The sequence below is a fragment of the Pseudomonas sp. 21 genome, from assembly GCF_000955805.1.
Classification (GTDB): Bacteria; Pseudomonadota; Gammaproteobacteria; order Pseudomonadales; family Pseudomonadaceae; genus Pseudomonas.
Genome location: NZ_JYOA01000007.1, coordinates 660,357 through 685,831, shown reverse-complemented (window position 1 = coordinate 685,831; position 25,475 = coordinate 660,357). Strand labels below are relative to the sequence as shown.

The 25,475-nt window shown below is 65.5% G+C and carries 21 protein-coding genes; 10 read left to right on the top strand and 11 right to left on the bottom strand.

Translation table 11 applies throughout. From position 1 onward, the window contains the following. Positions 1 to 126 precede the first annotated feature (126 nt). Positions 127 to 597 carry a nuclear transport factor 2 family protein gene (locus tag UB43_RS18680; RefSeq protein WP_045213846.1) on the top strand — a complete coding sequence of 157 codons (471 nt, stop codon included), beginning with the start codon at positions 127 to 129 and terminating at the stop codon, positions 595 to 597. Between the two features lie 186 nt (positions 598 to 783). Here the strand turns inward: UB43_RS18680 and UB43_RS18675 are convergent, their stop codons facing one another. From UB43_RS18675 to UB43_RS18660, 4 genes are all read right to left on the bottom strand, one after another. Continuing rightward, entirely contained in the window at positions 784 to 2,412 is a 1,629-nt protein-coding gene (locus tag UB43_RS18675; protein ID WP_045213843.1) for a GMC family oxidoreductase, read from the bottom strand. A 174-nt stretch (positions 2,413 to 2,586) separates the two neighbouring features. After that, positions 2,587 to 3,420, bottom strand: coding sequence for an ABC transporter ATP-binding protein (locus UB43_RS18670; RefSeq protein WP_045213841.1), 834 nt, complete (start codon positions 3,418 to 3,420; stop codon positions 2,587 to 2,589). Further along, positions 3,408 to 4,214, bottom strand: coding sequence for an ABC transporter permease (locus tag UB43_RS18665; RefSeq protein ID WP_024764976.1), 807 nt, complete (start codon positions 4,212 to 4,214; stop codon positions 3,408 to 3,410). Before UB43_RS18665 ends, UB43_RS18670 begins: the two co-directional genes overlap by 13 nt. A 57-nt stretch (positions 4,215 to 4,271) precedes the next feature. After that, positions 4,272 to 5,246, bottom strand: coding sequence for an ABC transporter substrate-binding protein (locus UB43_RS18660; protein WP_045213838.1), 975 nt, complete (start codon positions 5,244 to 5,246; stop codon positions 4,272 to 4,274). On the opposite strand from UB43_RS18660, the gene UB43_RS29595 reads away from it, so the two are divergent. The 5 genes from UB43_RS29595 to UB43_RS18640 all read left to right on the top strand — a co-directional run bounded on the left by UB43_RS29595 (position 5,245) and on the right by UB43_RS18640 (position 11,518). Then, positions 5,245 to 5,424 (top strand): hypothetical protein, encoded by a 180-nt coding sequence (locus tag UB43_RS29595; protein ID WP_156160446.1) that lies wholly within the window; start codon positions 5,245 to 5,247, stop codon positions 5,422 to 5,424. The genes UB43_RS18660 and UB43_RS29595 overlap by 2 nt on opposite strands. A 140-nt stretch (positions 5,425 to 5,564) precedes the next feature. Then, entirely contained in the window at positions 5,565 to 7,982 is a 2,418-nt protein-coding gene (locus UB43_RS18655) for a hypothetical protein (RefSeq protein ID WP_045213837.1), read from the top strand. A gap of 78 nt (positions 7,983 to 8,060) precedes the next feature. After that, a complete protein-coding gene (locus tag UB43_RS18650; protein ID WP_177329806.1) occupies positions 8,061 to 9,029 on the top strand; it encodes an AEC family transporter in 969 nt (322 codons plus the stop codon). Positions 9,030 to 9,419: 390 nt separating this feature from the next. Beyond that, positions 9,420 to 10,724, top strand: a complete 1,305-nt coding sequence (locus tag UB43_RS18645; protein ID WP_045213835.1) for a CitMHS family transporter — start codon at positions 9,420 to 9,422, stop codon at positions 10,722 to 10,724. 32 nt (positions 10,725 to 10,756) lie between these two features. Beyond that, positions 10,757 to 11,518 (top strand): TerC family protein, encoded by a 762-nt coding sequence (locus tag UB43_RS18640; protein WP_045213832.1) that lies wholly within the window; start codon positions 10,757 to 10,759, stop codon positions 11,516 to 11,518. 87 nt (positions 11,519 to 11,605) lie between these two features. On the opposite strand, the gene UB43_RS18635 is transcribed toward UB43_RS18640, so the two are convergent. Both UB43_RS18635 and UB43_RS18630 read right to left on the bottom strand, forming a co-directional pair. Beyond that, the gene (locus UB43_RS18635; RefSeq protein ID WP_045213830.1) at positions 11,606 to 12,079 is read right to left on the bottom strand and encodes an LEA type 2 family protein; all 474 of its coding nucleotides are present in this window, start codon (positions 12,077 to 12,079) and stop codon (positions 11,606 to 11,608) included. A gap of 17 nt (positions 12,080 to 12,096) precedes the next feature. After that, positions 12,097 to 13,404, bottom strand: a complete 1,308-nt coding sequence (locus tag UB43_RS18630; RefSeq protein WP_045213828.1) for a sorbosone dehydrogenase family protein — start codon at positions 13,402 to 13,404, stop codon at positions 12,097 to 12,099. A gap of 339 nt (positions 13,405 to 13,743) precedes the next feature. Here UB43_RS18630 and UB43_RS18625 point away from each other — a divergent pair, with 339 nt between their 5' ends. Together UB43_RS18625 and UB43_RS18620 are read left to right on the top strand one after the other, a co-directional pair. Continuing rightward, the gene (locus UB43_RS18625) at positions 13,744 to 15,468 is read left to right on the top strand and encodes a Na/Pi cotransporter family protein (RefSeq protein ID WP_045213827.1); all 1,725 of its coding nucleotides are present in this window, start codon (positions 13,744 to 13,746) and stop codon (positions 15,466 to 15,468) included. A 98-nt stretch (positions 15,469 to 15,566) separates the two neighbouring features. Beyond that, a complete protein-coding gene (locus UB43_RS18620; RefSeq protein WP_045213826.1) occupies positions 15,567 to 16,601 on the top strand; it encodes an AraC family transcriptional regulator in 1,035 nt (344 codons plus the stop codon). Positions 16,602 to 16,684: 83 nt separating this feature from the next. On the opposite strand, the gene UB43_RS18615 is transcribed toward UB43_RS18620, so the two are convergent. Further along, a complete protein-coding gene (locus UB43_RS18615; RefSeq protein ID WP_045213824.1) occupies positions 16,685 to 17,641 on the bottom strand; it encodes an NAD-dependent epimerase/dehydratase family protein in 957 nt (318 codons plus the stop codon). Between the two features lie 207 nt (positions 17,642 to 17,848). Here UB43_RS18615 and UB43_RS18610 point away from each other — a divergent pair, with 207 nt between their 5' ends. Then, positions 17,849 to 19,222: a pitrilysin family protein gene (locus UB43_RS18610; protein ID WP_045213821.1), complete on the top strand. Its 1,374-nt coding sequence runs from the start codon at positions 17,849 to 17,851 to the stop codon at positions 19,220 to 19,222. Positions 19,223 to 19,247: 25 nt separating this feature from the next. Here UB43_RS18610 and UB43_RS18605 read toward each other — a convergent pair whose 3' ends face one another. Both UB43_RS18605 and UB43_RS18600 read right to left on the bottom strand, forming a co-directional pair. Beyond that, positions 19,248 to 19,799 (bottom strand): GNAT family N-acetyltransferase, encoded by a 552-nt coding sequence (locus UB43_RS18605; RefSeq protein WP_045213819.1) that lies wholly within the window; start codon positions 19,797 to 19,799, stop codon positions 19,248 to 19,250. Between the two features lie 124 nt (positions 19,800 to 19,923). Then, complete coding sequence (locus UB43_RS18600; protein ID WP_045213816.1) at positions 19,924 to 21,213, bottom strand: MFS transporter; 1,290 nt, start codon at positions 21,211 to 21,213, stop codon at positions 19,924 to 19,926. A gap of 445 nt (positions 21,214 to 21,658) precedes the next feature. On the opposite strand from UB43_RS18600, the gene UB43_RS18595 reads away from it, so the two are divergent. Then, the gene (locus UB43_RS18595; protein WP_256205185.1) at positions 21,659 to 22,297 is read left to right on the top strand and encodes a S1C family serine protease; all 639 of its coding nucleotides are present in this window, start codon (positions 21,659 to 21,661) and stop codon (positions 22,295 to 22,297) included. Here the strand turns inward: UB43_RS18595 and UB43_RS18590 are convergent. Together UB43_RS18590 and gltP are read right to left on the bottom strand one after the other, a co-directional pair. Continuing rightward, positions 22,279 to 23,508 carry a nucleoside recognition domain-containing protein gene (locus tag UB43_RS18590; protein ID WP_045213812.1) on the bottom strand — a complete coding sequence of 410 codons (1,230 nt, stop codon included), beginning with the start codon at positions 23,506 to 23,508 and terminating at the stop codon, positions 22,279 to 22,281. The two genes, UB43_RS18595 and UB43_RS18590, sit on opposite strands and share 19 nt — an antisense overlap. Before the next feature lie 108 nt (positions 23,509 to 23,616). Continuing rightward, complete coding sequence (gene gltP, locus UB43_RS18585; RefSeq protein WP_045213810.1) at positions 23,617 to 24,966, bottom strand: glutamate/aspartate:proton symporter GltP; 1,350 nt, start codon at positions 24,964 to 24,966, stop codon at positions 23,617 to 23,619. Positions 24,967 to 25,475 lie beyond the last annotated feature (509 nt).

Below are 25,475 nucleotides of genomic sequence, written 5' to 3'. Positions count from 1 at the left end.
GGCCCGCTCCTACAGGGAGCCGCAAACGAGGTTGGCAATATCTGTGGGATCACCGTCATTTACCCATCCACAGACCAGGCGGAGGATGGGCACCAGGTTCCTCACCCACTACCTTTGGAGACCACCATGAGCGAAGCCCGTCCCCCTCTCCCGCCGTTCACCCGCGAAACCGCCATCCAGAAAGTCCGCCTCGCCGAGGACGGCTGGAACAGCCGCGATCCGCACCGCGTGTCGCTGGCCTACACGCCGGACAGCCGCTGGCGCAACCGCGCGACCTTCGTCCAGGGGCGCGAGCAGATCGTCCAGTTCCTCACCGCCAAATGGGTGCGCGAGCAGGAGTATCGGTTGATCAAGGAGCTCTGGGCCTTCACCGAGAACCGCATCGCCGTGCGCTTCGCCTACGAGTGGCACGACGACTCGGGCAACTGGTTCCGCTCCTACGGCAACGAGAACTGGGCCTTCGACGAGAACGGCATGATGTTCGAGCGCCACGCCAGCATCAACGACCTGCCGATCAGCGAGGACGAACGCCTGTTCCGCTGGCCACAAGGACGCCGGCCGGATGAGCATCCGTCGCTGAGCGAGCTGGGGCTGTAGAGGGTTATCCACAGCATCGGTGAGGTCCGTATCGCGCCGTGAAGCAATCGCGGACAGAGTCCGCTCCTACGCGCATGGAAATCGCGGAGTCAGCCCTGTAGGAGCGAGCTTGCTCGCGAACCAGCCCGGCTCATGGAGCCGCCGGCTGAATCTGTTCGCGAGCAAGCTCGCTCCTACGAATAGCACTCAGGCCGGAACGGCGCGGGCGGGAACGGTGGAGGAGATGCGGCTGTCTTCCAGGATCATCGCCGCCGCGCGCTCGCCGAGCATGATGCAGGGCGCGTTGGTGTTGCCGCTGATCAGCGTCGGCATGATCGACGCATCCACCACGCGCAGGCCTTTGAGGCCATGCACGCGCAGGCGCAGGTCGACCACCGCCTGCGGGTCTTCACCCATCTTGCAGGTGCCCACCGGGTGGAACACGGTGGCGGCGTATTCGCGCAGGTGCTCCAGCAGTTGCTCGTCGGTCTGCACCTGCGGGCCGGGGAGCATCTCGGCGCCGCGGATGTTGTCGAACTCCGGCTGGGCGAGGATCTTGCGCGCCAGCTTGACGCCTTCCACCAGTACGCGGCCGTCTTCCTCGTTGGCGAGGAAGTTGTAGTCGATCTCGATGTCACCACCCGGCTTCACGCGCAGCTCGCCGATGCTCTTCGGACGCAATACGCAGGTGTGCACCGCGTAGCCATGGCCCCACTCGAACAGGCGGCCACGGTGGCTGCGGTAGCCGGGCACGAAGTGGAACTGCACGTCGGCCAGCGAATCGGCCAATGGCGTGCGGGCGAAGCCACCGGCCTCGACGTAGTTGGTGGTCAGCCAGCCCTTCTTCGCCAGCAGGTACTTGAACGGCGACAGCAGGATCTGCGGCAGCGAACCCAGGGAGAAGCCCAGGCTCAGCGGGCTCGGCGAGCGCACGGTGACCAGGCCGTCGAGGTGATCCTGGAGGTTCTTGCCCACGCCCGGCAGGTCGTGTTTCACCGGAATGCCGGCGGCTTTCAGTTCTTCGCCCGGACCGATGCCCGAAGCCAGGAGGATCTGCGGCGAGCCGAGGGAGCCGGCCGACAGGATGACTTCGCGGCGCGCCAGCAGGCGTTCGCCGCTGCGCAGTTCGAGGCCGGTGACGCGCTCGCCTTCCAGCAGCAGGCGGCCCACCTGGCGGTCGGTCAGTACGGTGAGGTTCGGGCGCTGCAGCGGCGCGACGAAGGCGCGGTAGCTGCTCAGGCGCTTGGCGTCCTTCTGGGTCACGTTATAGATGCCGACCCCTTCGAACTCGCGGCCGTTGAAGTCATCGTTGCGCCGCAGGCCCAGGTGCGCGGCGGCCTTGATGAACAGGTGCGACAGCGGGTTGGGGTCGCGCGGCTTGTCCACCACCAGCTCGCCCAGGGTGCCGTGCAGCGCCGGGTCCTGGCCGAGCAGGTTGCGTTCGGATTTCTTGAAGTACGGCAGCACGTCTTTCCAGCCCCAGCCGGGGCAGCCTTCGGCTTCCCAGCGGTCGTAGTCGGAGGCGTGGCCGCGGATGTAGATCATGCTGTTCATCGAGCTGGAGCCGCCCAGGGCCTTGCCTCGCGGGCAGTGCAGCGAGCGGTTGTTCAGGCGCTTCTGCGGGGCGGAGTAGAAGTTCCAGCTGAAGATCTTGCTCTTGTACAGGGTGATGGTGCCGGCCGGGGTCTGCACCCGCGGGCTGGCGTCGCTGCCGCCGGCTTCCAGCAGGCACACGCGCACGGACGGGTCGGCACTCAGGCGGTTGGCCAGCACGCAGCCGGCGGAACCGGCGCCGACGATGAGGTAGTCGTAGGTGGAGTCGTGGGTGGAGGACATGGGGGCTCCCTTTGGAGTGTTGCGTGAATGGTGGAGCGCCCTCACCCCAACCCTCTCCCACAGGGAGAGGGGGCAAAGCGAATCAACCGGCCAGTACGGCGCTCGTCGCGAGCGCCGCAATAGCTCCCTCTCCCCCAGGGAGAGGGCTGGGGTGAGGGTGGGCGGCACCGGGTCTCAATGAGCTTCTTCCAGATCGTCGTGCAGCAGCCCGAGGATCTCGCGCTTCATCTCGATGAACGGGCGGTCCATGACCATGTCCAGGGAGCGCGGGCGCTCGATGGGCACGTCGAGGATCTGCTTGATGCGACCGGGGCGGGCGCCCATGACGTAGACGCGGTCGCCCAGCAGGATGGCCTCGTCGATGTCGTGGGTGACGAACACCACGGTCTTCTTGCTGTGGTCCCACACGCGCAGCAGCAGTTGCTGCATCTGCATGCGGGTCTGGCTGTCGAGCGCGCCGAAGGGCTCGTCCATCAGCAGGATCTGCGGGTCGTTGGCCAGCGCGCGGGCGATCGCCACGCGCTGCATCATTCCGCCGGAGAGCTGCTTGGGATAGTTGTTCTCGAAGCGGCGCAGGCCGACTTCGTCGAGGTAGTAGTCGACGATCTCGCGGCGCTCGGCCGCCGGCATGCCGCGACGCTTGAGGCCGAACTCGACGTTCTGGCGCACGGTGAGCCAGGGGAACAGGGTGTAGCTCTGGAACACCATGCCACGGTCGGCGCCCGGGCCGTCGACCAGTTGGCCGCCGACGTAGATGTCGCCCTCGGTGGGCTCGGACAGCCCGGCCGTGAGGTAGAGCAGGCTCGACTTGCCGCAGCCCGATGGGCCGACGATCACCGCGAACTGCTGGTCCGGCACCTCGAAGGAGACATTCTCCAGCGCGCTGAAGGTGCCGCCGTCCGGCGTGCGGTAGCGCAGGCTGACGTTCTCCACCCGCAGGCGGGCCGGGTTGGCAGGTTGCTGACCGGTCACGGCTGGTTCTTCCTGCTTGATCGCTACTGCGCCCATGACGCCACCTTCAGTCGGATGAATCGGAAGAGTTGGTCGGTGATCAGCCCCAGCAGGCCGATGATGGCGATGGCCAGGAAGATCACGTCGACCTGGAAGCCGCGCATGGCCTTGAGGCTGATGTAGCCCAGGCCGCTGGAGGCGGCGACCAGTTCGGCCACCACCAGGTAGGTCCAGGCCCAGCCCATGGTCACGCGCAGGGTGTCGAGCACGCCCGGCAGCGAGGCCGGGCCGAGCACGTGGAGGACCACGTCGCGACGGTTGCAGCCCAGGGTGTAGGAGGCGTTCACCAGGTCCTTGGCGACGCCGCGGGAGACGTCGGCGATCATCACCAGTTGCTGGAAGAACACGCCGAAGATGATCACGGTGACGCGCTGTTCCAGGCCGATGCCGATCCACAGGATGAACAGCGGCACGAAGGAGGTGACCGGCAGGTAGCGAATGAAATTCACCAGCGGCTCGAGGAAGGCCTGGACGATGCGGAAGCTGCCCATCAGCAGACCCAGCGGCACCGCCACCAGCGAGGAGATGATGAAGCCGATCATCACCACCTTGACGCTGGCCATCACGTGGGTGGCGAGGGTGCCGTCACTGGCCAGGCGCACGCCGGCGGCAAGCACCGCGTCCGGGGTCGGCAGGAACATCGCCGGCACCACGCCGCCGTAGGAAAGCCCGGCCCACAGGCCGAACACGAGCAGCCAGCACAAGGTGCCGGCGGACCAGACCAGCTTCAATGGCAGGTCGACCTTGGGCGTCAGGCAACGGCTGAGCCAGGATTGCGAACGACGAGGCATCGCGGATTCCTCCAGGCGAGCGGCGCCAGGCCGCCCGCGGGGACAAGAGTGAGACGGTTACTCGGAGACGAAGCGCGGGTCGACCAGGTCGTCGTAGCTGACTTCCAGGCGCTTGCCCTGCAGGCCGCTCCAGGTCTCGTTGGCGAGGCGGATCAAACCCTTGATGTCGCCGGGCTTGCCGGGGGTGCCAATGAGTTGCTCGCTCATGGCCTTGTCGTAGAAACGCACGCCCTTGGCGGCGTCGGCCAGGGCCTTGGGATCGGCGAGGTAGCCGCCGACGCCCTTGGCCATGATGGCGTAGGCCTCGTCCGGGTGCTCCTTGGTGTACTGCACGGCCTTGTACAGGCCTTTCACCAGGGCCTTCACGTCCTCGGGCTGCTTCTCGATGACGTCGCAGTTGAGGGCGACCACGTCGACGATCACGCCGGGGGTGGTGGAGCTGTCCACCAGCACCTTGCCCTGCTGCTTCTCGCGCACCAGCGAGAGATGCGGCTCCCAGGTCACGGCGGCGGGCACGCGGCCGGCGATGAAGGCGCTGGCCGCGTCATCGGCGGTCATGTTCTGCACCTTGATGTCGCTCATGCTCATGCCGGCGTGCTTGAGCAGGTAGGCGAGCCAGAACTGCGAGACGGAGCCTTCGTTGACCGCCACTTCCTGGCCCTTGAGCTGGGCCAGGGAGGTGACGTCCTTGCCCACCAGCACGCCGTCGCCGCCATGGCTGTCGTCCAGCGCGGCCACGGCCTTGAAGCAGAACTTGGGCCGGTACTTGAGGATTTCGTCGATGGTGGAGGCGGAGCCGGAGAGCTGGCCGGAGGCCTGGGCCGCCATGTACATCGAGGCTTCCTCGATGGTGGTCAGTTGCAGGTCCAGGCCCTGCTCCTTGAAGTAGCCCAGGTCGCGGGCGAGGTAGAGCGTGCCGTAGCCGACCCAGGTGGTGTGGCCGATGGACAGGGTGCCGGCCTGCGCGCCAGAAACGGCGGCGAGAGCCAGGGCGGAACACGCGATGGAACGCACGAGCAAGGACTTGATCATGAAGCACTCCCACAGCCGTTTGGCTTTTTTGTTGATTTACTGCGGCAGTGGCCAGAAGGCCGGTAAAACCGGGACATGCGCGGCATCGAGCTCTATGGCTCAGCGTCTGAAGGCTTTGTCTCGCGACATGTCTGACAGACCGATGGTCGCCGAAGCGGCAGGCTCGGAAAATTATTAAATATGTCGTTGCGCCATAAGAAAAAGCTGCCTTGCCGGCGAAATTGCACCAGCATGGCGCAGGGGAGAACTCGGACACGCGCGGGTTGTTTCGCGCTGCACTAAGGTTGAACGCAGCTCTCCTCAAGGAAGGTTTCCAACATGGCTTTACGTCCCGTTCTGTCGGCCCTGGCACTCGCCATCGGGCTGTCGCTGCATCCTGTCGCCTCCCTCGCCGCGCAGAGCCAACCCCAGGCTCAGACGCAGGCGCCGCCCGCGGCCGCCGAAGAACTGAAGTGGCCCCGCTATTTCAACCTGGGTGATCAGCACGTGCAGATCTTCCAGCCGCAGATCGAAGGCTGGGACGGCACCCGCATGAGCGGCCGCGCGGCCATCGCAGAGGGCGCTGCCAATGCCGCGCCGACCTACGGCGTGGCACTGTTCTCCGCCGCGGCAGACATCGACAAGGCCAGCGGCCTGGTGCAGCTCACCGACCTGCGCATCGAGAAAGTCGAAGTCCCGACCGCACCGGACAGTGCCGACAGGCTGCGCGATGCCCTGGTGGCGCGTTTGCCCAAGGGAGGGCTGACCGTCTCTCTCGATCAGCTGCAGGCCAGCTATGCGGTGAACCAGCAGTTGGACAAGCTGCGCCACGTCGAGGTGAAGAACGACGCGCCGCAGATCCTCTTTGCCAGCACCCCGACCGTGCTGGTGATGATCGATGGCCAGCCCCAGTGGCAAGCCCTGCAGGGCAGCGACTTCGAGCGGGTTATCAACAGCCGCGTGCTGATCCTGCGCGACGCCCAGGGCAACCAGTACCTGAACGCCGCCGGCAACTGGTACACGTCCCCGGCGCTGGACGGCAATTGGCTGGTGCTCAGCCAACCGCCGAAGGCGCTGGTCAGCGCCCAGCAGGCGGCGGAAAAAGCCGGCCCGGTGGACGCACTGTTGCCCAAGGACGGCAAGAAGCCCGCCAAGGCGCCGGCCGTGCAGGTGGCTGCGCAGCCGGCCGAACTGATCGTCAGCGACGGCACCGCGCAGATGGCACCGGTGGACGGCGTCAGCCTGCTGAGCATGAACAACGCCGACCACGCGGTGTTCGTCGACCCGGCCCACAACACCTGGTACGTGCTGCTGTCCGGCCGCTGGTTCAGCGGCCCCGGCGAGAAAGGCCCGTGGACCTACGTGCCCGGCAAGGACCTGCCCGCGGACTTCGCGAAAATCTCGCCAAAGGACCCCAAGGCCAATGTGCTGGTCTCGGTGCCCGACACGCCGCAGGCCAAGGAAGCCGCCATCGCCGCGAGCATTCCGCAGACCGCCAGCGTTTCGCGCAGCAAGGCGACGCTGAAGGTGACTTACGACGGCGCGCCGAAATTCCAGCCGATCACCGGCACCAGCCTGAACTACGCGGTGAACACGCCGACGCCGGTCATCGAGGTCGCGCCGAATCAGTTCTACGCGGTGAACAACGGCGTCTGGTTCGTCGCCCCTAGCCCGACCGGCGCCTGGCAGGTGGCGACCGAGGTGCCGGTGGCGATCTACGGCATCCCGCCCAGCTCGCCGGTGTACTACGTGACCTACGTGCACATCTACTCGGTGACGCCGCAGACCGTGGTGGTCGGCTACACGCCGGGCTACCTGGGCGTGGTGGTGAACAGCGATGGCACGGTGGTCTACGGCACCGGCTACACCTATCCGGCCTATGTCAGCAGCACCGTGTACTACGGTTATCCACCGACCTACGGCTACGGCGCAGGGTTCGCCGTGGGCGCCCTCACCGGCTTCGCCTTCGGCTATGCCGCCGGGGCCTGGTGGGGTTCGCCGGAACCTTACTGGGGCCCGTACTGGGGACCTTATCCACAGGGCGGCTGGAGTTACACCAACATCAACCAGGCCAACTTCTATGGCCGCTGGGGCCAAGGCACCGTCACCCACGCCTATGGCTACAACGCGTGGACCGGCACCCAGTGGCAGGGCAGCTCGGCGGCGGGCTACAACCCGCGCACCGGTACGCACTTCCAGGGCGCCCAGGGTTCCGCCTTCAATCCCTACACCGACCAGGGCGCGGCCGGGCGGCGCGGGGCTTACTCCAATGCTTCCACCGGCATGTCCGGCGCAGGCCGCAGCGGCGTGGCCTACAACGCCGACAGCGGTGACTTCAAGGCCGGCCAGCAGGGCATCCAGCACAACGCCCAGACCGGCCGCACCACCATCGCCGAGCGTGGTGTCTCCGGCGACGTGGACGACGGACGCGGCAGCTACGACCACGACAACCGTGGCGTGACCTATAACCGCCGCACCGGCAACGCCGTGGCCTGGAAGAATGGCGACGTCTACGCCGGCCATGACGGCAACGTCTACCAGCACACCGACAGCGGCTGGCAGCAGCACACCAGCAACGGCTGGCAACCGGTTCAACCGAACCAGGCCAACGTCCGCAGCCAACTGGACCAGCAGTACCAGTCGCGGCAGATCGGCCAGCAGCGCTTCAGCCAGACCCAGCGCCAGTGGGGCGGCGGGGGCTTCGGTGGCGGGCATTTCGGCGGTGGCCATTTCGGGGGAGGCGGCTTCCGCCGCTGAGTCTGTGGACAAGGTTTTCCACAGCGCTGGCGCTGTGGAAAACCGCTCCAGGCAGGGTGACAAACTTATCCACATGCCTTGCCCTTCCCCGCACGCCCTCGGCAAGATGCCGGCTCCCACCACCATCGCGGGGTCGCCGTGACCGCTCTGTTCCAGGCCCTCTGGCCGTTGTTCGCGCTGATCGTCGGCGGCTTCGTGCTGCGCCGCAAAGGCTTCCCCGGCGACGCCTTCTGGCCGGCGGCCGAGCGGCTCAACTACTTCATCCTGTTCCCCGCGCTGCTGGCCAGCAGCCTGGCCAGCGCACCGCTGAACGACCCCGGCCTCGCCCGCCAGGCGCTGGCCGTCATGCTCGGGCTAGGCATCGCCTGGATCGCCCTGCTGGTCGTCAAGCGTCTGCGCGGCTGGAGTGCGGCGCGCTTCGGCGCCATCGCCCAGGGCGTGCTGCGCTTCAATACCTACCTGGGGCTTGCCGCCGTCGGCAGTCTGTACGGCAAGCCGGGGCTGACCCTCGCTGCGCTGATGCTGGCGCTGATGGTGCCGACGGTGAACGTGATGTCGGTGTGGGCGCTGACCGCCGAACGCGGCATCAGCCTGCGTTCGCTGCTGCTGCCGATCGTGAAGAACCCGCTGATCCTCGCCTGCGTGGCAGGCGCCCTGCTCAACGTGACGGGTATTGGAATGCCCGGCGGTACCGACCGGCTATTCAACCTGCTGGCGGTAGCCAGCCTGCCACTGGGCCTACTCTGCGTCGGCGCCGCGCTGCAGCCACAGGAACTGCGCGCAGAAGCCTCGGCGCTGGGCTGGAACTGCGCGATCCGCCTGCTGGCCATGCCGCTGCTGGCCTTCGCCATCGCCCGCCTGCTGGCCCTTCCGACTCTGGAAAGCGCGCTGCTGGTGTTGTTCTTCGCCTTGCCCACAGCCCCGACCGCCTATGTGCTGACCCGCCAGCTGGGCGGCGAGAGCGGGCTGATGGCCGGGATCATTACCCTGCAGACCTTGCTGGCGGGCGCCAGCCTGCTGTTGGTCATGGGAGCGATCCAGGCATAAGTCCGAAGAAAGGCTACGCGTAGGAGCGGACTCCGTCCGCGATGGCTTCCGGCGCGTTGCGGACCTATCGCGGACAAAGTCCGCTCCTACGTACGGCAAGACGCTGTAGCGTCCTGAGGAGCGCCCCACAGGCGCGCTCGCGGGCATCGCCCTCCTGCAAGAATCCTCAGATCAGTGGAAATTCCTGCGAAAGCCTGCTGAAAGCTTGACCCCCTAGCATCGCCGCCTCGGTCCTCCCGGCCGGACCTGCGTTCGCGCAGCGTACAAAAACAACAATCGGTGATCGCCCATGCCCCGCTTCCTGTCCCTACCCGCCCCGACTCCGTCCGCACCGCACGTGCTTATCCACAGCCGCTGCTGAATCCCCCGCGCCGACCCGGAGTTATCCCCATGCTGACTTTCCTTGCCTTCGCCATGGTGGCGACCTTCATGTTCCTGATCATGACCAAGCGGCTCTCGGCGCTGATCGCGCTGATCCTGGTCCCGATCGCCTTCGCCCTGCTCGGCGGCTTCGCCAAGGGCCTGGGACCGATGATGCTGGACGGCATCCGCACCCTGGCGCCGACCGGCGTGATGCTGATGTTCGCCATCCTCTACTTCGCCATCATGATCGACTCCGGGCTGTTCGACCCGGCGGTGCGGCGCATCCTCAGGCTGGTCAAGGGCGACCCGCTGAAGGTGTCGATGGGCACCGCCGCGCTGGCGATGATCGTCTCGCTGGATGGCGACGGCTCGACCACCTACATGATCTGCGTGGCCGCCGTGTTGCCGCTGTACAGCCGCCTGGGCATGAGCCCGCTGCTGATGGCCTGCCTGATCATGCTCTCCAGTGGCGTGCTGAACATGACGCCCTGGGGCGGCCCCACCGCCCGCGCAGCCAGCGCGCTGCACGTCGACCCGGCGGACATCTTCGTGCCGATGATCCCGGCCATGCTCGCCGGCATCGCGGCGATCTTCGCCCTGGCCTGGGTCTACGGCAAACGCGAGCGCGCCCGCCTGGGCGAGCTGCACCTGCCCGGCGACCACGAGGCCATGGCGGACGTGAGCGTGTCGCAGTTCCCCGAGGCGCGTCGGCCGAAGCTGCTGTGGTTCAACGCCGTGCTCACCGTGGTCCTGATGGGCACCCTGATCGCCGGCCTGTTGCCGATGCCGGTGCTGTTCATGATCGCCTTCGGTATCGCGATGATCGTGAATTATCCCTGCATCCTGGAGCAGAAGAAGCGCATCGGCGCCCACGCCGAGAACGTCCTCGCGGTGGTCTCGCTGATTTTCGCCGCGGGCGTATTCACCGGGATCCTTTCCGGAACGGGCATGGTCGAAGCCATGTCCAAGAGCCTGCTGGCGGTGATCCCGCCGGCGCTGGGGCCATACCTGGCGACCATCACGGCGCTGGTGAGCATGCCGTTCACCTTCTTCATGTCCAATGACGCTTTCTACTACGGCGTGCTCCCGGTACTCTCCCAGGCCGCCGCGCAGTACGGCATCACGCCGGTGGAAATGGCCCGCGCCTCCATCATCGGCCAGCCGGTGCACCTGCTCAGCCCGCTGGTGCCCTCGACCTACCTGCTGGTCGGGCTGGCCAAGATCGACTTCGGCGACCATCAGCGCTTCACCCTCAAGTGGGCCGTGCTGGTGTGCCTGGCGATCCTCGCCGCCGCGCTGCTGCTGGGCCTGTTCCCGCTGTTCAATGACTGACCGATCAACGACCGACTTCGAGTACCGCGACAATGGAATGGCTGACCAGCCCTGAAATCTGGATTGCTTTCTTCACCCTGACTGCCCTGGAAATCGTCCTGGGCATCGACAACATCATCATGATCTCCATCCTGGTCGGCCGCATGCCCAAGCCCATGCAGCCGCGCACGCGCTTCTTCGGGCTGGCGCTGGCGATGGTCACGCGCATCCTGCTGCTGCTCTCGATCACCTGGGTCATGCGCCTGACCGCCGACCTGTTCCACGTGTTCGGCCAGGGCATCTCCGGGCGCGATCTGATCCTGTTCTTCGGCGGCCTGTTCCTGCTGTGGAAAAGCAGCAGCGAAATCTTCCACGGCCTGGAAGGCGAGGATGAAACCGAGGGCGAACCCAAGAGCGTGATGGGCGGCTTCATCGGCACCATCATCCAGATCGCCATCATCGACATCGTGTTCTCGCTGGACTCGGTGATCACCGCCGTGGGCATGGTTTCCAACGTGCCGGTGATGGTCGCGGCGATCGTCGTCGCGGTCATGGTGATGATGCTGGCGGCCGGCGCCATCAGCGACTTCATCGACAAGCACCCGTCGCTGAAGATGCTCGCGCTGTCCTTCCTCATCGTGGTCGGCACCGTGCTGATCGCCGAAGCCTTCGAAGTCCACGTGCCCAAGGGCTACGTCTACTTCGCCATGGCCTTCTCGCTGGCGGTGGAAGCACTGAATATCCGCATGCGCACCGCGCGCGGGAAGAAGGAAGTGGACCCGGTGAAACTGCGCAAGGACATTCCGGGGCAGTAACCCACAAGAACTATCCACAGGCACTTGGGGTGAATTGAAAAAGCCGGGCTTTCCACAGCCCGGCTTTTTATTCACAGGGGATAGGTATCAAGGGCGTGCGACCGGCTCCGGCCAGTTCAGCACGCCCTTGTCGTTGAAGCGCACGGTGCCGAACAGACCACCCGCCAGCTTGCCGTTGATCTCGTAGGGCATGCCCTGGCGCGGCGGTCCGCCGGACAGGCCCCAGGCCTGGCGGAAGGCGGAGAAGGCCGAGATGCTCACCGGCACGCTGATCACTGCTTCGCCAAAGCGCGGCACCTGCCCGCTGGCGTCGCTCACCCCACTGGCCAGCGGCTGGCCATTCACCGACAGGTCCAGGGCGATGCCGTTGTAGTCGATGGCCTGGTCGTTGGGGTTCTGTACCCGCAGCTTGACCGTGAAACGCGCCTCCATGCCCTGCCCGGTCGCCGGCTCCAGGCCGACCAGATCGATGTTCAGCGGGTCGCGCGTGCCAAACAGGCTGCTGCAGGCGCCCAGCGCCAGCAGCAAGGTCATCAGGGCAATACGCCGGGCAATCGCCATGCTCTCTCCTCGTCGATTCACTTCAGGGTCGCCGGGCGCAGGCGCCAGACGGTGTTACCCACATCATCGGCCACCAGCAGGCCGCCGAATTTATCCACAGCGACACCGACCGGGCGGCCCATGGCCTCATCATTGTCGTTGATGAAACCGTCCAGCACCGTCACCGGCTGGCCATTGGGCTTGCCGCTGCCGAAGGGGATGAACACCACCTGGTAACCGCTGCGCGGCTTGCGGTTCCACGAGCCGTGCTGGCCGATGAACACGCCGCCACGATAGCGCTCCGGCAGCAGGCTGCCCTGATAGAAGGCAAGGCCGAGGGATGCGGTATGCGAACCCAGGGCGTAGTCGGGCACCAGGGCCTTCTCCACCATCTCCGGGCGCGCCGGCTCCACGCGTTTATCCACATGCTGGCCAAAGTAGCTCCAGGGCCAGCCGTAGAAGCCGCCGTCCTTCACCGAGGTCATGTAGTCGGGCACCAGGTCGTTGCCCAGTTCGTCGCGCTCGTTCACGGCTGTCCACAAGGCGCCGCTGTTGGGTTCCCAGCCCAGCCCGTTGGGGTTGCGCAGGCCGGAGGCGAACACCCGCACGTTGCGGTTGGACAGGTCGATCTGCAGGATCGCCGCGCGGTTCTTCTCCGCGTCCAGCCCGTTCTCGCCGACGTTGCTGTTGGAGCCGACGGTGGCGTACAGGTAGCGGCCGTCGGGGCTGGCGAGGATATTCTTGGTCCAGTGGTGGTTGATCGGCCCGCCCGGCAGGTCGACGACCTTTTCCGCCGGTGCGCTGATCGTCGTCTCGCCGGTCTTGTACGGGAAGCGCACCACGGCATCGGCGTTGGCGACATACAGCCAGTTATCCACAAGCGCCATGCCGAAGGGCGAGAACAGGCCTTCCAGCAGCACGCTGCGCTGCTCCGGCACACCGTCGCCATCGGCATCGCGCAGCAGGGTGATGCGGTTGGCGCTGGGTACCGAGGCCCCGGCCTTGGCCATGACCTGGCCGGCTACCCAGTCCTTCAATCCGCCGGATGCCTCCTGGGGCGGCGCCGAGCTTTCCGCCACCAGCACATCGCCGTTGGGCAGCACGTAGAGCCAACGCGGGTGTTCGAGCTGGTCGGCGAACCGCTGCACCTCCAGGCCTTCGGCCGCGCGCGGCATCTGCCCGGCGGGCCAGCCGGTGGCATTGGCGATGTTGACGGTAGGCAGCAGGCTGCTCTGCGGTTCCGGCAGCTGCGGTTGCGGTCCTGTGCCGGCGGTGAACGGCAGTGCGGACTTGTCGCCGCAACCGGCGACCGCCAGTGCAATCAGGAGGGGGAACGGCCAACGCATGGGACTTCTCCTCGACCCTTGGTGTGTTTCTTTCAGCAAACGGACAGGCAGTCTAGACATAACCGCTCGCCGTTCCGTGCGAAATAACCGATGCAAAGGCGCTCGCATCCGCTTTTGATCGGCTTTACTGACATACAGGATTGCCGGCAAATCAGAGATTTGGCGAACCCTCGAGGAAGAACGAGGGTCTACCATGACAGTCTTGTGACAATCGCCTGAGCGTTGCCGTGTCCTTCTCGGCCCTCCGCGCTGTCTGTACGGAGCCGCGGGCGAGGTCGTTACAGGGTCCGTCGACGGACGCTCCGCCCACGGGCCCATTTGCGTGCAAGGGGGCCCGACATGCTCAAACTGCTCGATCTGCTCTCTGCCGTCGCCCTGTTGGTGTGGGGCACTCACATAGTCCGCACCGGCATCCTCAGGGTCTACGGCAGTAACCTGCGAAAAATCCTCAGCCGCAGCGTGGAAAAACGCCCGCTGGCCTTCGCCGCCGGCATCGGTGTCACCGCGCTGGTGCAGAGCAGCAACGCCACGGCGTTGCTGGCGACCTCCTTCGTCGCCACCGGGCTGATGGCCCTGGCGCCAGCGCTGGCGATCATGCTCGGCGCCGACGTCGGCACGGCGCTGATGGCACGGGTGCTGACCCTGGACCTGTCCTGGCTGTCGCCGCTGCTGATCTTCTTCGGGGTGGTCTTCTTCCTCGGCCGACAGAAGTCGCGCCTGGGCCAGCTGGGCCGGGTGTTCATCGGCCTGGGGCTGATCATCCTGGCGCTGCAGCTGATCGTCGCGGCGGCGGAGCCGATGACCCAGGCCAAGGGCGTCAAGGTGCTGTTCTCCAGCCTCACCGGCGACGTGATGCTGGATGCGCTCACCGGCGCGCTGTTCGCGATGATTTCCTACTCCAGCCTGGCCGCCGTGCTGCTCACCGCGACCTTGGCAGCCTCCAAGGTGATCTCGCTGAAGGTGGCGCTGTGCCTGGTGGTTGGCGCGAATCTGGGTAGCGGCATCCTGGCGATGATCAGTGCCTCCTCGCAGAACGCCGCCGGACGCCGGGTGGCGCTGGGCAGCCTGCTGTTCAAGGTCGCCGGCTGCGCCCTGGTGCTGCCGCTGGTGGGCCCGCTGGCCGAATGGATCGACCACTGGCAGTTCAGCACCGCCGAACTGGTGATCGCCTTCCACGTGCTCTACAACACCACCCGCTGCCTCGCCTGCCTGCCTTTGACCGGGCAGATGGCGGCCTTCTGCACCCGCATCATGCCCGACCGTCATTCACCCGAAGACGTAGTGCGCCCGCGGCACCTTGACCCGGCGGCGCTGGACACACCCAGCCTGGCACTGGTCAACGCGGTGCGCGAAACCCTGCGCATGGGCGATATCGTCGAGCAGATGCTGAATAACCTGATGCAGGTTATCCACAGCGGCGACCCGTTGCTGGCCAAGGAAATCCGCAAGCAGGACGATGATGTCGACGCGCTCTACACCGCCATCAAGCTGTACCTGGCGCGGATGCCCCGCGAGGACCTGAGCGACGCCGACAGCCGCCGCTGGGCGGAGATCATCGAGCTGGCGATCAACCTGGAGCAGGCCGGCGACATCATCGAGCACATGCTCGGCGCCGTGCAGGACAAGAAGACTTCGCGCAGCCGCTCCTTCTCCGACAACGGTCTGGAGGAGATCACCGTCCTGCATGGCCAACTGGTGGCTAATCTGCGCCTGTCGCTCTCGGTATTCCTCAATGGCGACCAGGAAGGCGCCAGGCGCCTGCGCCGCGCCAAGCAGCGCTTCCGCCTGCAGGAACGGCGGTTCGCCCACTCCCACGTCGACCGCCTGCGCCAGCAGGTGGTGCAGAGCATCGAGACCAGCTCGCTGCACCTGGACCTGATCAGCGACATGAAACGCTTGAACTCGCTGTTCTGCGCCATCGCCTATGCTGTTCTGGACAACCCCGATGCCAGTAGTTCGGCAATCGGCGAACCTGTGGAAGACGAGGACTTCGTCGAACGCGAAGTCGAAGCGGTACAGGATCACCAGCGGCCGGCTTCCCCCGGCTCCAGCGCGACGGGTTGATGGCCAGGGGGCCTGGGCGTTGGTTCCGTCGGAACCTTCGCCAACCCCTACAAAGTCCTGATATCACGACGCCCAGGGTTCGGGCAGAATCCGCCGCCATGGAAGCATGCACTCAATCTCAACGCCCTCCCTCGGTCAGCGCCAGCCTGACCCAGGCCATCCTGCTGGCGGCCGTGCGTCTCGGTCTGAACCGCGACGCCCTGCTCGCCGCCAGCGGCATTCAGGAATCCCAGCTCAGCGACCCGGACGCGCGCATCGACTTCGCGCTGCAGGAGCGCATGTGGCAAGTGATCCAGACCGACCTGAAGCATGACGAACCCGGCCTGGCCATGGGCCGTGCGCTGTCGCCGGCATCCTTCAGCGCGCTGGGCTACCTGCTGCAGTCGAGCACCACGATGGGTGACGCCCTCGAATCGGCCATGCGCTACCAGCGCCTGGTGGGCGAAGGCGGCCAGGTAGCCATCGAGGCCCAGGCCGAGATCATCTGGGTGAGTTACCGCCCGCTGAACCCTGAACCACCGGCCACGCGCGCACGCGCGCTGGCACTGCTGGGCTTCTGGGCACGGCAGCTGCGCGCCCTGCTCAGCGGCCTGCAACTGGCCGGTTGCCGTTTCATGCACAGCCAGCCGGAAAGCCTCGCGGACTACGAAAAGGCCTTCGACTGCCCCCTGCTATTCGACGCCACGGACTACGCCCTGGGCCTACCCCGGGCGCTCATCGACGCTCCGCTGCCACAGGCCAACCCGCCGTTGCGCGACCTGCTGCGCCAGCACGCGGAAGGTCTGCTCGCCCGCCTGCCCAGCGCCAGCGTCAGCGGTCGGGTAGTCGCCCTGCTCGGCGAGCAACTGACCCGCGGCGAACCCGGTCGTGCCGCCGTCGCCAGCGAACTGGGCCTGAGCGAGCGCACGCTGCAGCGCCGACTGGCGGAGGAAGGCAGCAGTTATCAACAGCTGCTCGCCGACACCCGGCGGCAACTGGCGGAACGCTACCTGGGCGAAGGCAACCTGCCGGCCACGGATATCGCGGCCCTGCTCGGCTATTCCGAGCCCAGCGTGTTCTTCCGCGCCTTCCGCCACTGGACGGGGCTGACGCCCGGCGAGTACCGCCAGCGGCGGCGCCGGTCGGAGAACTGACACGCGCTGCCAGGGGCCAACTCCAGAGAGCAGTTCACGGGGTTTTCAACAGACTTGTCTACAGGTTTTGCACAGACAGGGAATCAGCCGTGCGGGCCCCGCGCGGCAAGATAGGCCAGGAAGGCCTCGCGGCTGGAGTAGCGCGGTTCGTAACCGAACTCTTCCTTCAGCCGGCGGTTATCCAGCACCGGCCGGTAGCGCAGGTAGTCCACCTGTTCGGGCCCGAAGCGCGACAGCCCCAGCGGCTTGAGGAGCCCCAACCCCACACGCATCAGGCTTGCCGGCATGGATCGGTAGGGTTTGTTGAGCAGCCCGGCGATCTCGCGCATGGACAATGCGCCGTCGCCGGCGAGGTTGTAGATGCCCTCGCTGCCGCGCTCCAGCCCCTGGCGGATCACGTTCACCACGTCCTGGTCCCAGATGAACACGAAACGGCTGCGGTGCCCCAGCACCCCCACCAGTGTGGGTCGGGCGAATAGTTCGGCCAGCGGGTTATGCACACGCCGGCCGAGGATGGTGCCGGGGCGCAGGATCAGCTGCTTGAGCTGTGGATAACGCTCCCGCGCGTTGGCCAGCAGTTGCTCGATCTCCTGCTTGCAGCGGGCATGAAGCAGATGGGGATGACCGCGCAGCGGATGCGATTCGTCGATCCATTCGGCGTTGTCGCGGTGGAAGCCATAGGCGGCGCCGGAACTGGTGACTATCAGCTGCTGGACGCCGGTGTCCCGCGCCGCTTCGATCAGCGCGCGGGTACCACCGACTTCGATGGCGTGGCGCTTCTGCGGCGTCATCTCCCGCGGCGGATTCACGACCGCGGCCAGGTGCACGATCGCATCGGGCTTCCAGTGCTCGACGCAGGCCCGCGTATTGGCAGCCACGCTCAGGTCCAGGGTTACCGGTTCGATGTTCGGCCGCAGGCCCTGGGACTTGATCCGCTGCATATCGGCGGCAATGAGCGTCCAGTCCAGATGCTGGACGGCAAGCTCATTGAGCAGGCTCTGCCCGAGAATTCCCGCGGCGCCGGTAACCAGGACACGCATGTAGCCTCCAGATCGCTCCGCGCGGAACGAACAACGGGTGCATCACTGAGGTTAGATGATCTGAGCGTAGTGTCGTGGTCCGACAGCGGCAGTGACCTTGCAAGCCAGCGTCCATGACCGAAGATGCCACCCGACAAAGGTTGAACACGGTGGGTTCGCGCTGGTCAATCCGCTATCCTCACGGCTTTGCGTTCAGGCACACCGCTCATGCGTTGGTTGTTCGTCCCCCTGTTGTCCCTGCTGCTCAGCGTCTGGTCCCATGCGGACCAGCGACAGACGGTCGAGGCCTACCAGCTGGCGAACGGCATGGGCGTGCTGTTCAAGCCCACCCGCGAGAAGGGCCACGTGTCGATCCGCCTGGTGGTCGGCGTCGGTTTCAGCGATTTCAGTTGCCGCGACCGGCAGCTTCCGCACCTGATGGAGCACCTGTTCTTCAGCGGCCTGGACGGCGGCGACGAGGCTGACCTGGAAGCACGCATGCAAGCCCTGGGCGGTCAGTGGAATGCCTACACCAGCGAGGGCGACACCGCCTTCGTCGTCGAATCCCCCGCTGCCACCCAGCGCCAGGTGCTGGACCTGCTGCTGGAAATCATCACCCGCACCCAACTCGACCAGCGCAGGATCGACTCCGCCAAGCAGGTGCTGGTGCGCGAGGACGGCGGCCACTATTCGCACCTGCAGCGCTGGCTGGATCACCAGAACGTCAGCCGCGCCGGGCAGGAACAGCTGGCCGTGGAACTGGGGCTGTCGTGCGACGAGCGCGCGCCTGTGGATAACCTTACCCAAGCCCAGCTGGAGCAGCTGCGCAAGGACTGGTACGTCCCCAGCAACATGACCCTGATCATCGTCGGCGACCTCGACCCGCGCCTGCCGGTCTACCTGGGCCGCACCTACGGCGCCCTGTTCGATCACGACACCCCGGAGCGTCGCGACCTGCCGCAGATGAAGAAGGGGGCCGAGCGCCAGCGCAGCCTGACCACCGGGTTGTTCGGCGAAAGCGCCGTACTGCACTGGATCTTCCCCGAGCCGGCGGAAGCCGACGGCGCCACGCTGGACCTGCTGCAGGCCTACCTGAACGATGCGCTCTACACCGATCTGCGTGTACGCCGGGAGCTCTCCTATGGTCCCTGGAGCGAACGCACCGCCTGGGCCAACCAGGGCTTCATGAGCCTGAACGCCGATGTCGAGCGTGACCAGGAGAAGGTGACCCAGCAGGCCCTGAAGGACCTGGTGGACAAGATCCGCCATGACGGCCTCGACCCGCAGCGCTTTGCCCGCATCCAGCGTGTGGCGCGCGCGCAACTGGCCTGGAGCACACCGGGCAACTCGACGCTGGCGGATTACTACTGGGGCGCGCTGGCGGATTTCGACGACGGCAAGTTCCCGGACGAGGATAAGCGCCTGGCGAAGGTCAGCCTGGCCCACGCCAACGATGTGGCGAAGCAGCTGTTCAAGGACGAGGGTTATCTGCGCATCGAGAAGCCGCTGCTGGATGACGACATGGTCTATCCGCTGGCGGCGCTGGGCGTGTTGTTGCTGGCGGTACTGCTGGGGCTGGCGCTGTGGCGCCGACGGGGCTGAATCCCCGTCGGAACGCCTTCAGGCTTCAGAGTGCGAGGCGGCGGATGACCTGGCAGGAATCGTCCGGGTCAACCTGGGCGCGGAAGCCCAGCTCGCGGGCCATGTCACGCATGTCGCGGTCCATGGACGAGTCGATCGAGTACATCTGGTGGAAACCGTTGCGCTTGGCCACGTCGATCAGGTGGCGCATCAGCGCAAGACCAAGGCCCTGTTGCTTGAACTCGTCCGCGACGGTCACCGCGCACTCGCACTGCTGGTTATCCACAGCCGCGTAGCGGCTGATGCCGACTTCGCGCAGTTCACCGTCCACATGGGTCAGGGCGATGAAGGCCATGGTGGTCTGGTAGTCGATGTCCATGAGGCGATCGAGCAGCTTGTCGTCAATCTTCACTTCGCCATGGAAGCGGAACTTGCGGGTCATGGGGGACAGGCGCTCGAGGAACAGGCGTTCGCGCTCGCGGTCTTCTGCGCGCAACGGGCGAATCAGCACATGGCTGCCGTCGTCGAGGGTTTCTATCCAGTGATCGGCGCCAACAGCCCCGAGGGCTGCGAGCTCGGCGGTGGGGTGGGTGATCATGACGCGTTCTCCGCTGGAGAAGAGGGATTGGGTTGACCCTATCCTTCTCCTGCCGGCCCCGGGCAGGCCTGACATAAGTCAATGCCACCCGGAACCGTGCTGGGGCAGAACGTCGCAGAACGCCTCAGGCCCCGGCGACCAGCGCTCCCTCGCGCGCCCGTGCGCCCTTGCGGAACAGCACCAGCGTAGCGAGCAGGCCGAGAGCCGCCGCGCCACTGAGCCAGATGCCCGGAGCAGCCTTGTTGTCCATGGTGTGGATCAGCCAGGTGCAGACTGCCGGAGTGAAGCCACCGAAGGTCGCGGTCGCCAGGCTGTAGGCCAGGGAGAAGCCGGTGGTGCGCACGTCCGCCGGCATGATCTCGGTGAGCGCGACGACCATGGCGCCGTTGTAGCTGCCATAGAGGAAGGACAGCCACAATTCCACTTCCAGCAGGCGCGCGAAGCTCGGCTCGGCCACCAGCCAGGACAGCATCGGGTAGGCGGTGACCAGCGCCAGCACGGTGGCGGCCAGCAACAGCGGTTTGCGCCCGATACGGTCGGACACTGCGCCCATCAGCGGCAGCCAGATGAAGTTGGACAGGCCCACGCACATGGTCACCAGCAGGCTGTCGAAGTCCGACAGGTGCAGTTCGTTCTTGCCGAAGGTCGGGGTGTAGGCAGTGATCAGGTAGAACGACACGGTGGTCATCACCACCATGGCGGTACCGGCCAGCACCAGGCCGAAGTTCTGGCCAATGGAGCGCAGCACCTGGCCCAGGGTCGGGCGATGCTTGCGCTGCTGGAACTCGGGCGTTTCCTCCAGCGAGCGGCGGATGATGAACAGCGCCGGGACGATCAGGCAGCCGACGAAGAAGGGCACGCGCCAGCCCCACTCGCCCATTTCCTGCGGGCTCAGCCAGTGGTTGAGGATCACACCCAGCAGGCCGGCGAAGACCACCGCAACCTGTTGGCTCGCCGACTGCCAGCTGACGAAGAAGCCGCGCTGGCCGGGGGTGGCGATTTCCGCCAGGTACACCGACACGCCACCCAGCTCCACGCCAGCGGAGAAGCCCTGCAGCAGCCGGCCGAACAACACCAGCAGCGGCGCCGCCACGCCGAGCGTGGCGTAGCCCGGGACGAAGGCGATCAGCAGGGTGCCCATGGCCATCAGGCCGAGGGTGATGATCAGGCCCTGGCGGCGGCCGTGGCGGTCGATGTAGGCGCCGAGGAAGATGGCGCCGAGCGGGCGCATCAGGAAGCCGGCGCCGAAGGTCGCCAGCGACAGCATCAGGGAGGCGAAGGGGTCATCGCCGGGGAAAAAGGTCTTGGCAATGGCGGTGGCGTAGAAGCCATACACCATGAAGTCGTACATCTCGAGGAAGTTGCCACTCACCACACGGAAGACGGCTTTGGCTTTGGAGTTGTTCGAGGCCATAAGAACATCACTCAGGGCTGTTACACGGGGGACTTCCCGGAAGGAAGTCGATGCTCCCCATCCGCGGCAGGCAGGCTCTGGATGGGCGATTGTTTTGTAACCCTATGTGTAAAAGCGTCGAGTCGACAATCGGAAAATGCCTGAAAGGCCCATATTTACTGGAGTTGAAAGCTTGGCGAAAGCTTCGATACCGTTCGTCGGGCGCCTGAGTTTAGCGATCAACGTCCCACTTATATAAATATATATAAATTTACAGACAAAACATTTGACTCAATCGGCAATTAACATCCTACGGAATTAGCTGTAGGAAACTTTCATTATTCAAGATAATTTCAGACGAAATATCGTAAGTAAGAATCTTATTTTTATATAAGAAATTTCCCTGATTAGTAGTTAGCTTTTCCCACAAAAAAGGGAGAGCTTTCATATGAAAAATATCTGGGGAATGTTCTTGCTGTTTTCACTGGCCGGCTGCAATGGCTGGGTCTCGCCGGAAACCGATGGCCGACTGACGGATCGCTACTTCACCGTCTTCTCCGGCCCGCCGATTCCGGGCTTCATCGTTGCCTCTGCGGTGCAATGGAACGCCGACTACGCCGTGACCGCCGCCCATACCCCCTTCCTGCGCCACCAGGTCTATCGCTGCAGCACCGGCTGCGACCTGCTGTTCATCGCGCACAAGGCCGACGGTGCCGTGCCGCAATGGCGCCAGTTCCGCGCAGGCGAGGCGGTCACGGCGCTGGGCAGCAGTTCGTTGCTGATCCCGATGAGCAGCATGGGCAAGGTCTGGCCGGTGCCCTTCGTCGACGACGGCTCGGCCAGTGGCGAACGCTATGGCGTGCACGACGCGGCCATCGCCAAGGGCATGTCCGGCGGGCCGCTGATTGGCAGCGACGGCAGCGTGCTGGGGATCAATATCGGCTTCCAGGCGGGCTTCCAGCCGCCGGCGAACCGCCCGGAACTGGCCGGCATGTCACGCCTGAGCGTGTTCGTGCCCTACAGCGTGATCCAGCGTGAGTGGCTGCTGTTCCAGGCCCAGTCGGCGCGCAAGGCCGCTCACGCTCTTCAGGCGAAGAACCAGTAGCAGACGCCGATGGAAGCCAGCACGCCGGCCAGGTCCGCCAGCAGCGCGCAGCCCACGGCGTGGCGGGCGCGCTGGATGCCGACAGCGCCGAAGTACACGGCGAGCACGTAGAAGGTGGTCTCGGTGCTGCCCTGCACGGTGGCGGCTACCAGGGCCGGGAAGCTGTCCACGCCATGGGATTGCATGGTCTCCAGCAACATCGCCCGCGCGGCGCTGCCGGAGAACGGCTTGACCAGCGCAGTGGGCAGTGCATCGACGAAGCGGGTATCCCAGCCCACGCCTTCGACCGCCCAGCGGATGCCGTCCAGCGCCATCTCCAGTGCACCGGAGGCACGCAGCACGCCCACCGCGCAGAGCATCGCGACCAGGTACGGCAGCAGGCTCTTGGCGACGTCGAAGCCTTCCTTCGCGCCTTCGACGAAGGTTTCGTACACCGGCACCTTCTTCAGCCAGCCGACGATGAGGAACAGCATGATGATGCCGAACAGCGTCAGGTTGCCCAGCAACGAGGACAGCTGCGCCAGCGCGGTGGCGGACAGTCCCGCCAGCAGTGCCATGAAGGCGCCCAGCGCCAGCGCACCGGGAATCAGGTAGGCCAGCACGACCGGGTCCCACAGGCGCAGGCGCTGCATCACCGACACGCTGAGCAGGCCCACCAGCGTGGACGCGCTGGTCGCCAGGAGGATCGGCAGGAACACCAGGGTCGGGTCCACCGCGCCCTGCTGGGCGCGGTACATGAAGATGGTCACCGGCAGCAGGGTCAGCGACGACGCATTGAGCACCAGGAAGAGGATCTGCGCGTTGCTCGCGGTGGTGCTGCTGGGGTTGAGTTCCTGCAGCGCCTTCATGGCCTTCAGGCCGATAGGCGTGGCGGCGTTGTCCAGGCCCAGGCCGTTGGCGGCGAAGTTCAGGGTGATCAGGCCGATGGCCGGGTGGCCGGCGGGCACTTCCGGCATCAGGCGGCGGAACAGCGGGCCGAGGACGACGGCGAGCTTTTCCACCAGCCCGGCCTTTTCGGCAATGCGCAGGAAGCCCAGCCACAGGGTCAGGGTGCCGAACAGCAGCACCATGACTTCCACCGACAGCTTGGCCATGGCGAACAGGCTTTCCACCATGGCGGCGAAGACGGTGGCTTCGCCGCCCAGCAGCCAGCGGGAAAGCGCGGTGACCGCCGCCACAATGAAAAAGCTCAGCCACAGGCCGTTGAGCATGGATCGTCCCCCTTGGAATGGCCCGGATGATAGCGGCACGGACCCCACCGACGCCAGAAACGACAAGGCCCCGGACGCTGCCGGGGCCTTGTGGATAACCCTTGCGGGTCAGTGAGCGGCGGGGCTTGCCTTGCCGTCCGCGCTCTCGCCTTCGAGGAAGGCTTCAACGCGACCGTTCTGCATGGCCTGCCAGTAACGGGCGCCTTTCTGCGCGTCGTACACGCCTTCCCACTTGGAGATCACCAGCACGGCCAGGGCGTTGCCGATCACGTTCAGCGCGGTGCGCGCCATGTCCATGATGCGGTCGACGCCGGCGATGAAGGCCAGACCTTCCAGCGGAATGCCCACGCTGCCCAGGGTCGCCAGCAGCACCACGAAGGAAACGCCGGGCACGCCGGCGATGCCCTTGGAGGTGACCATCAGGGTCAGCACCAGCATCAGTTGCTGGCCGATGGACAGGTCGATGCCGTAGAGCTGGGCGATGAAGATCGCTGCAATGCTCTGGTACAGGGTCGAGCCATCGAGGTTGAACGAGTACCCGGTGGGCACCACGAAGCTGCTGACCGCCTTGGGCGCGCCGTAGGCTTCCATCTTCTCGATGATGCGCGGCAGCACGGTCTCGGAGCTGGCGGTGGAATAGGCCAGGACCAGTTCGTCCTTGAAGATGCGCATCAGCTTGATGATCGAGAAGCCGAACAGGCGTGCCGCCAGGCCCAGCACCATGAAGGCGAAGAAGGCGATGGCGAAGTACACCAGCACCACCAGCTTGGCCAGCGGCAGCAGCGAGGCGAAGCCGAAGTTGGCCACCGTCACGGCGATCAGCGCGAACACGCCGATGGGGGCGTAGCGCATGATCATGTGGGTGACGCGGAACATGGCTTCGGCCACGCCCTGGAACATCTTCACCAGCGGCTCGCGGGTCGGCGCCGGCAGTGAGGAAAGCCCCAGGCCGAACATCACCGAGAAGAAGATGATCGGCAGCATCTCGCCGCGGGCCATGGCCGCGAAGATGTTCGACGGGATCAGGTTGAGGATGGTCTCGATGAACGCGTGGTGGTGTTCGACTTCCTTGGCGGTCTGCGCGTACTGGGAGATATCCACAGTGCCCAGGGTGCTCATGTCGATACCGGCGCCGGGCTGGAAGATGTTCGCCAGCAACAGGCCGACCACGATGGCGACCGTGGTGATGATCTCGAAATAGATGATGGTCTTCAGGCCGATGCGGCCGAGTTTCTTCGCGTCACCCATGCCGGCGATACCGACGATGAGCGAGGAGATGACGATCGGGACCACGATCATCTTGATCAGGCGGATGAAGATGTCGCCCGCCGGCTGGAGGATGTTGCTGATCCACCAGGCCTTTTCCGCGCTGAAATGGTTGAGCGCGGCGCCCAGTGCAATTCCGAGTACCAGGCCGATGAGGATCTGCCAGGCGAGGCTGAGCTTGGCTTTGCCCATAGTGAGTCACCCTTGATTCTTGTGGAAGTCGGGGTCGCCGGACCATCGGGATGCCGACGGCCTGCGAAAAAAGGGGCGCATGATTCCGACCCACCCTTTCCCCGTCTAATGCCGGAAACGCCTACCCCATGCACAATCGGCATAGGAAAAGGCATCTGAAACCTTGGTTCCAGGTCTTTAGACCCTTGATTTTCTGCATGACACAGGTTCCTCAACGCCTGTCACGCAGCGCTCTTCAAAGCCGTCTAGGCTTGGTGAAAACCGGCCATCAATGGCCCGGATTGATCGGTCAGGAAGGTCGGGACGCTCGGGTCGCGGCTTCTTGTTACCGGATGTACGGTCGCCGTCCGGGGACCGTCAGGGATGGCCGAGGGCGAGCAAAGGGCCCTTCGACTGCAAGGCTGGCGGGAATGCGGGCGCTCCTGTGGATAAGTCGCCGGATTCCGCTCTTCATTGTTGCGGTGGCTGGCTCCCGGAAGGTCGGGTAAATCGACCGACGGGAATCGGCG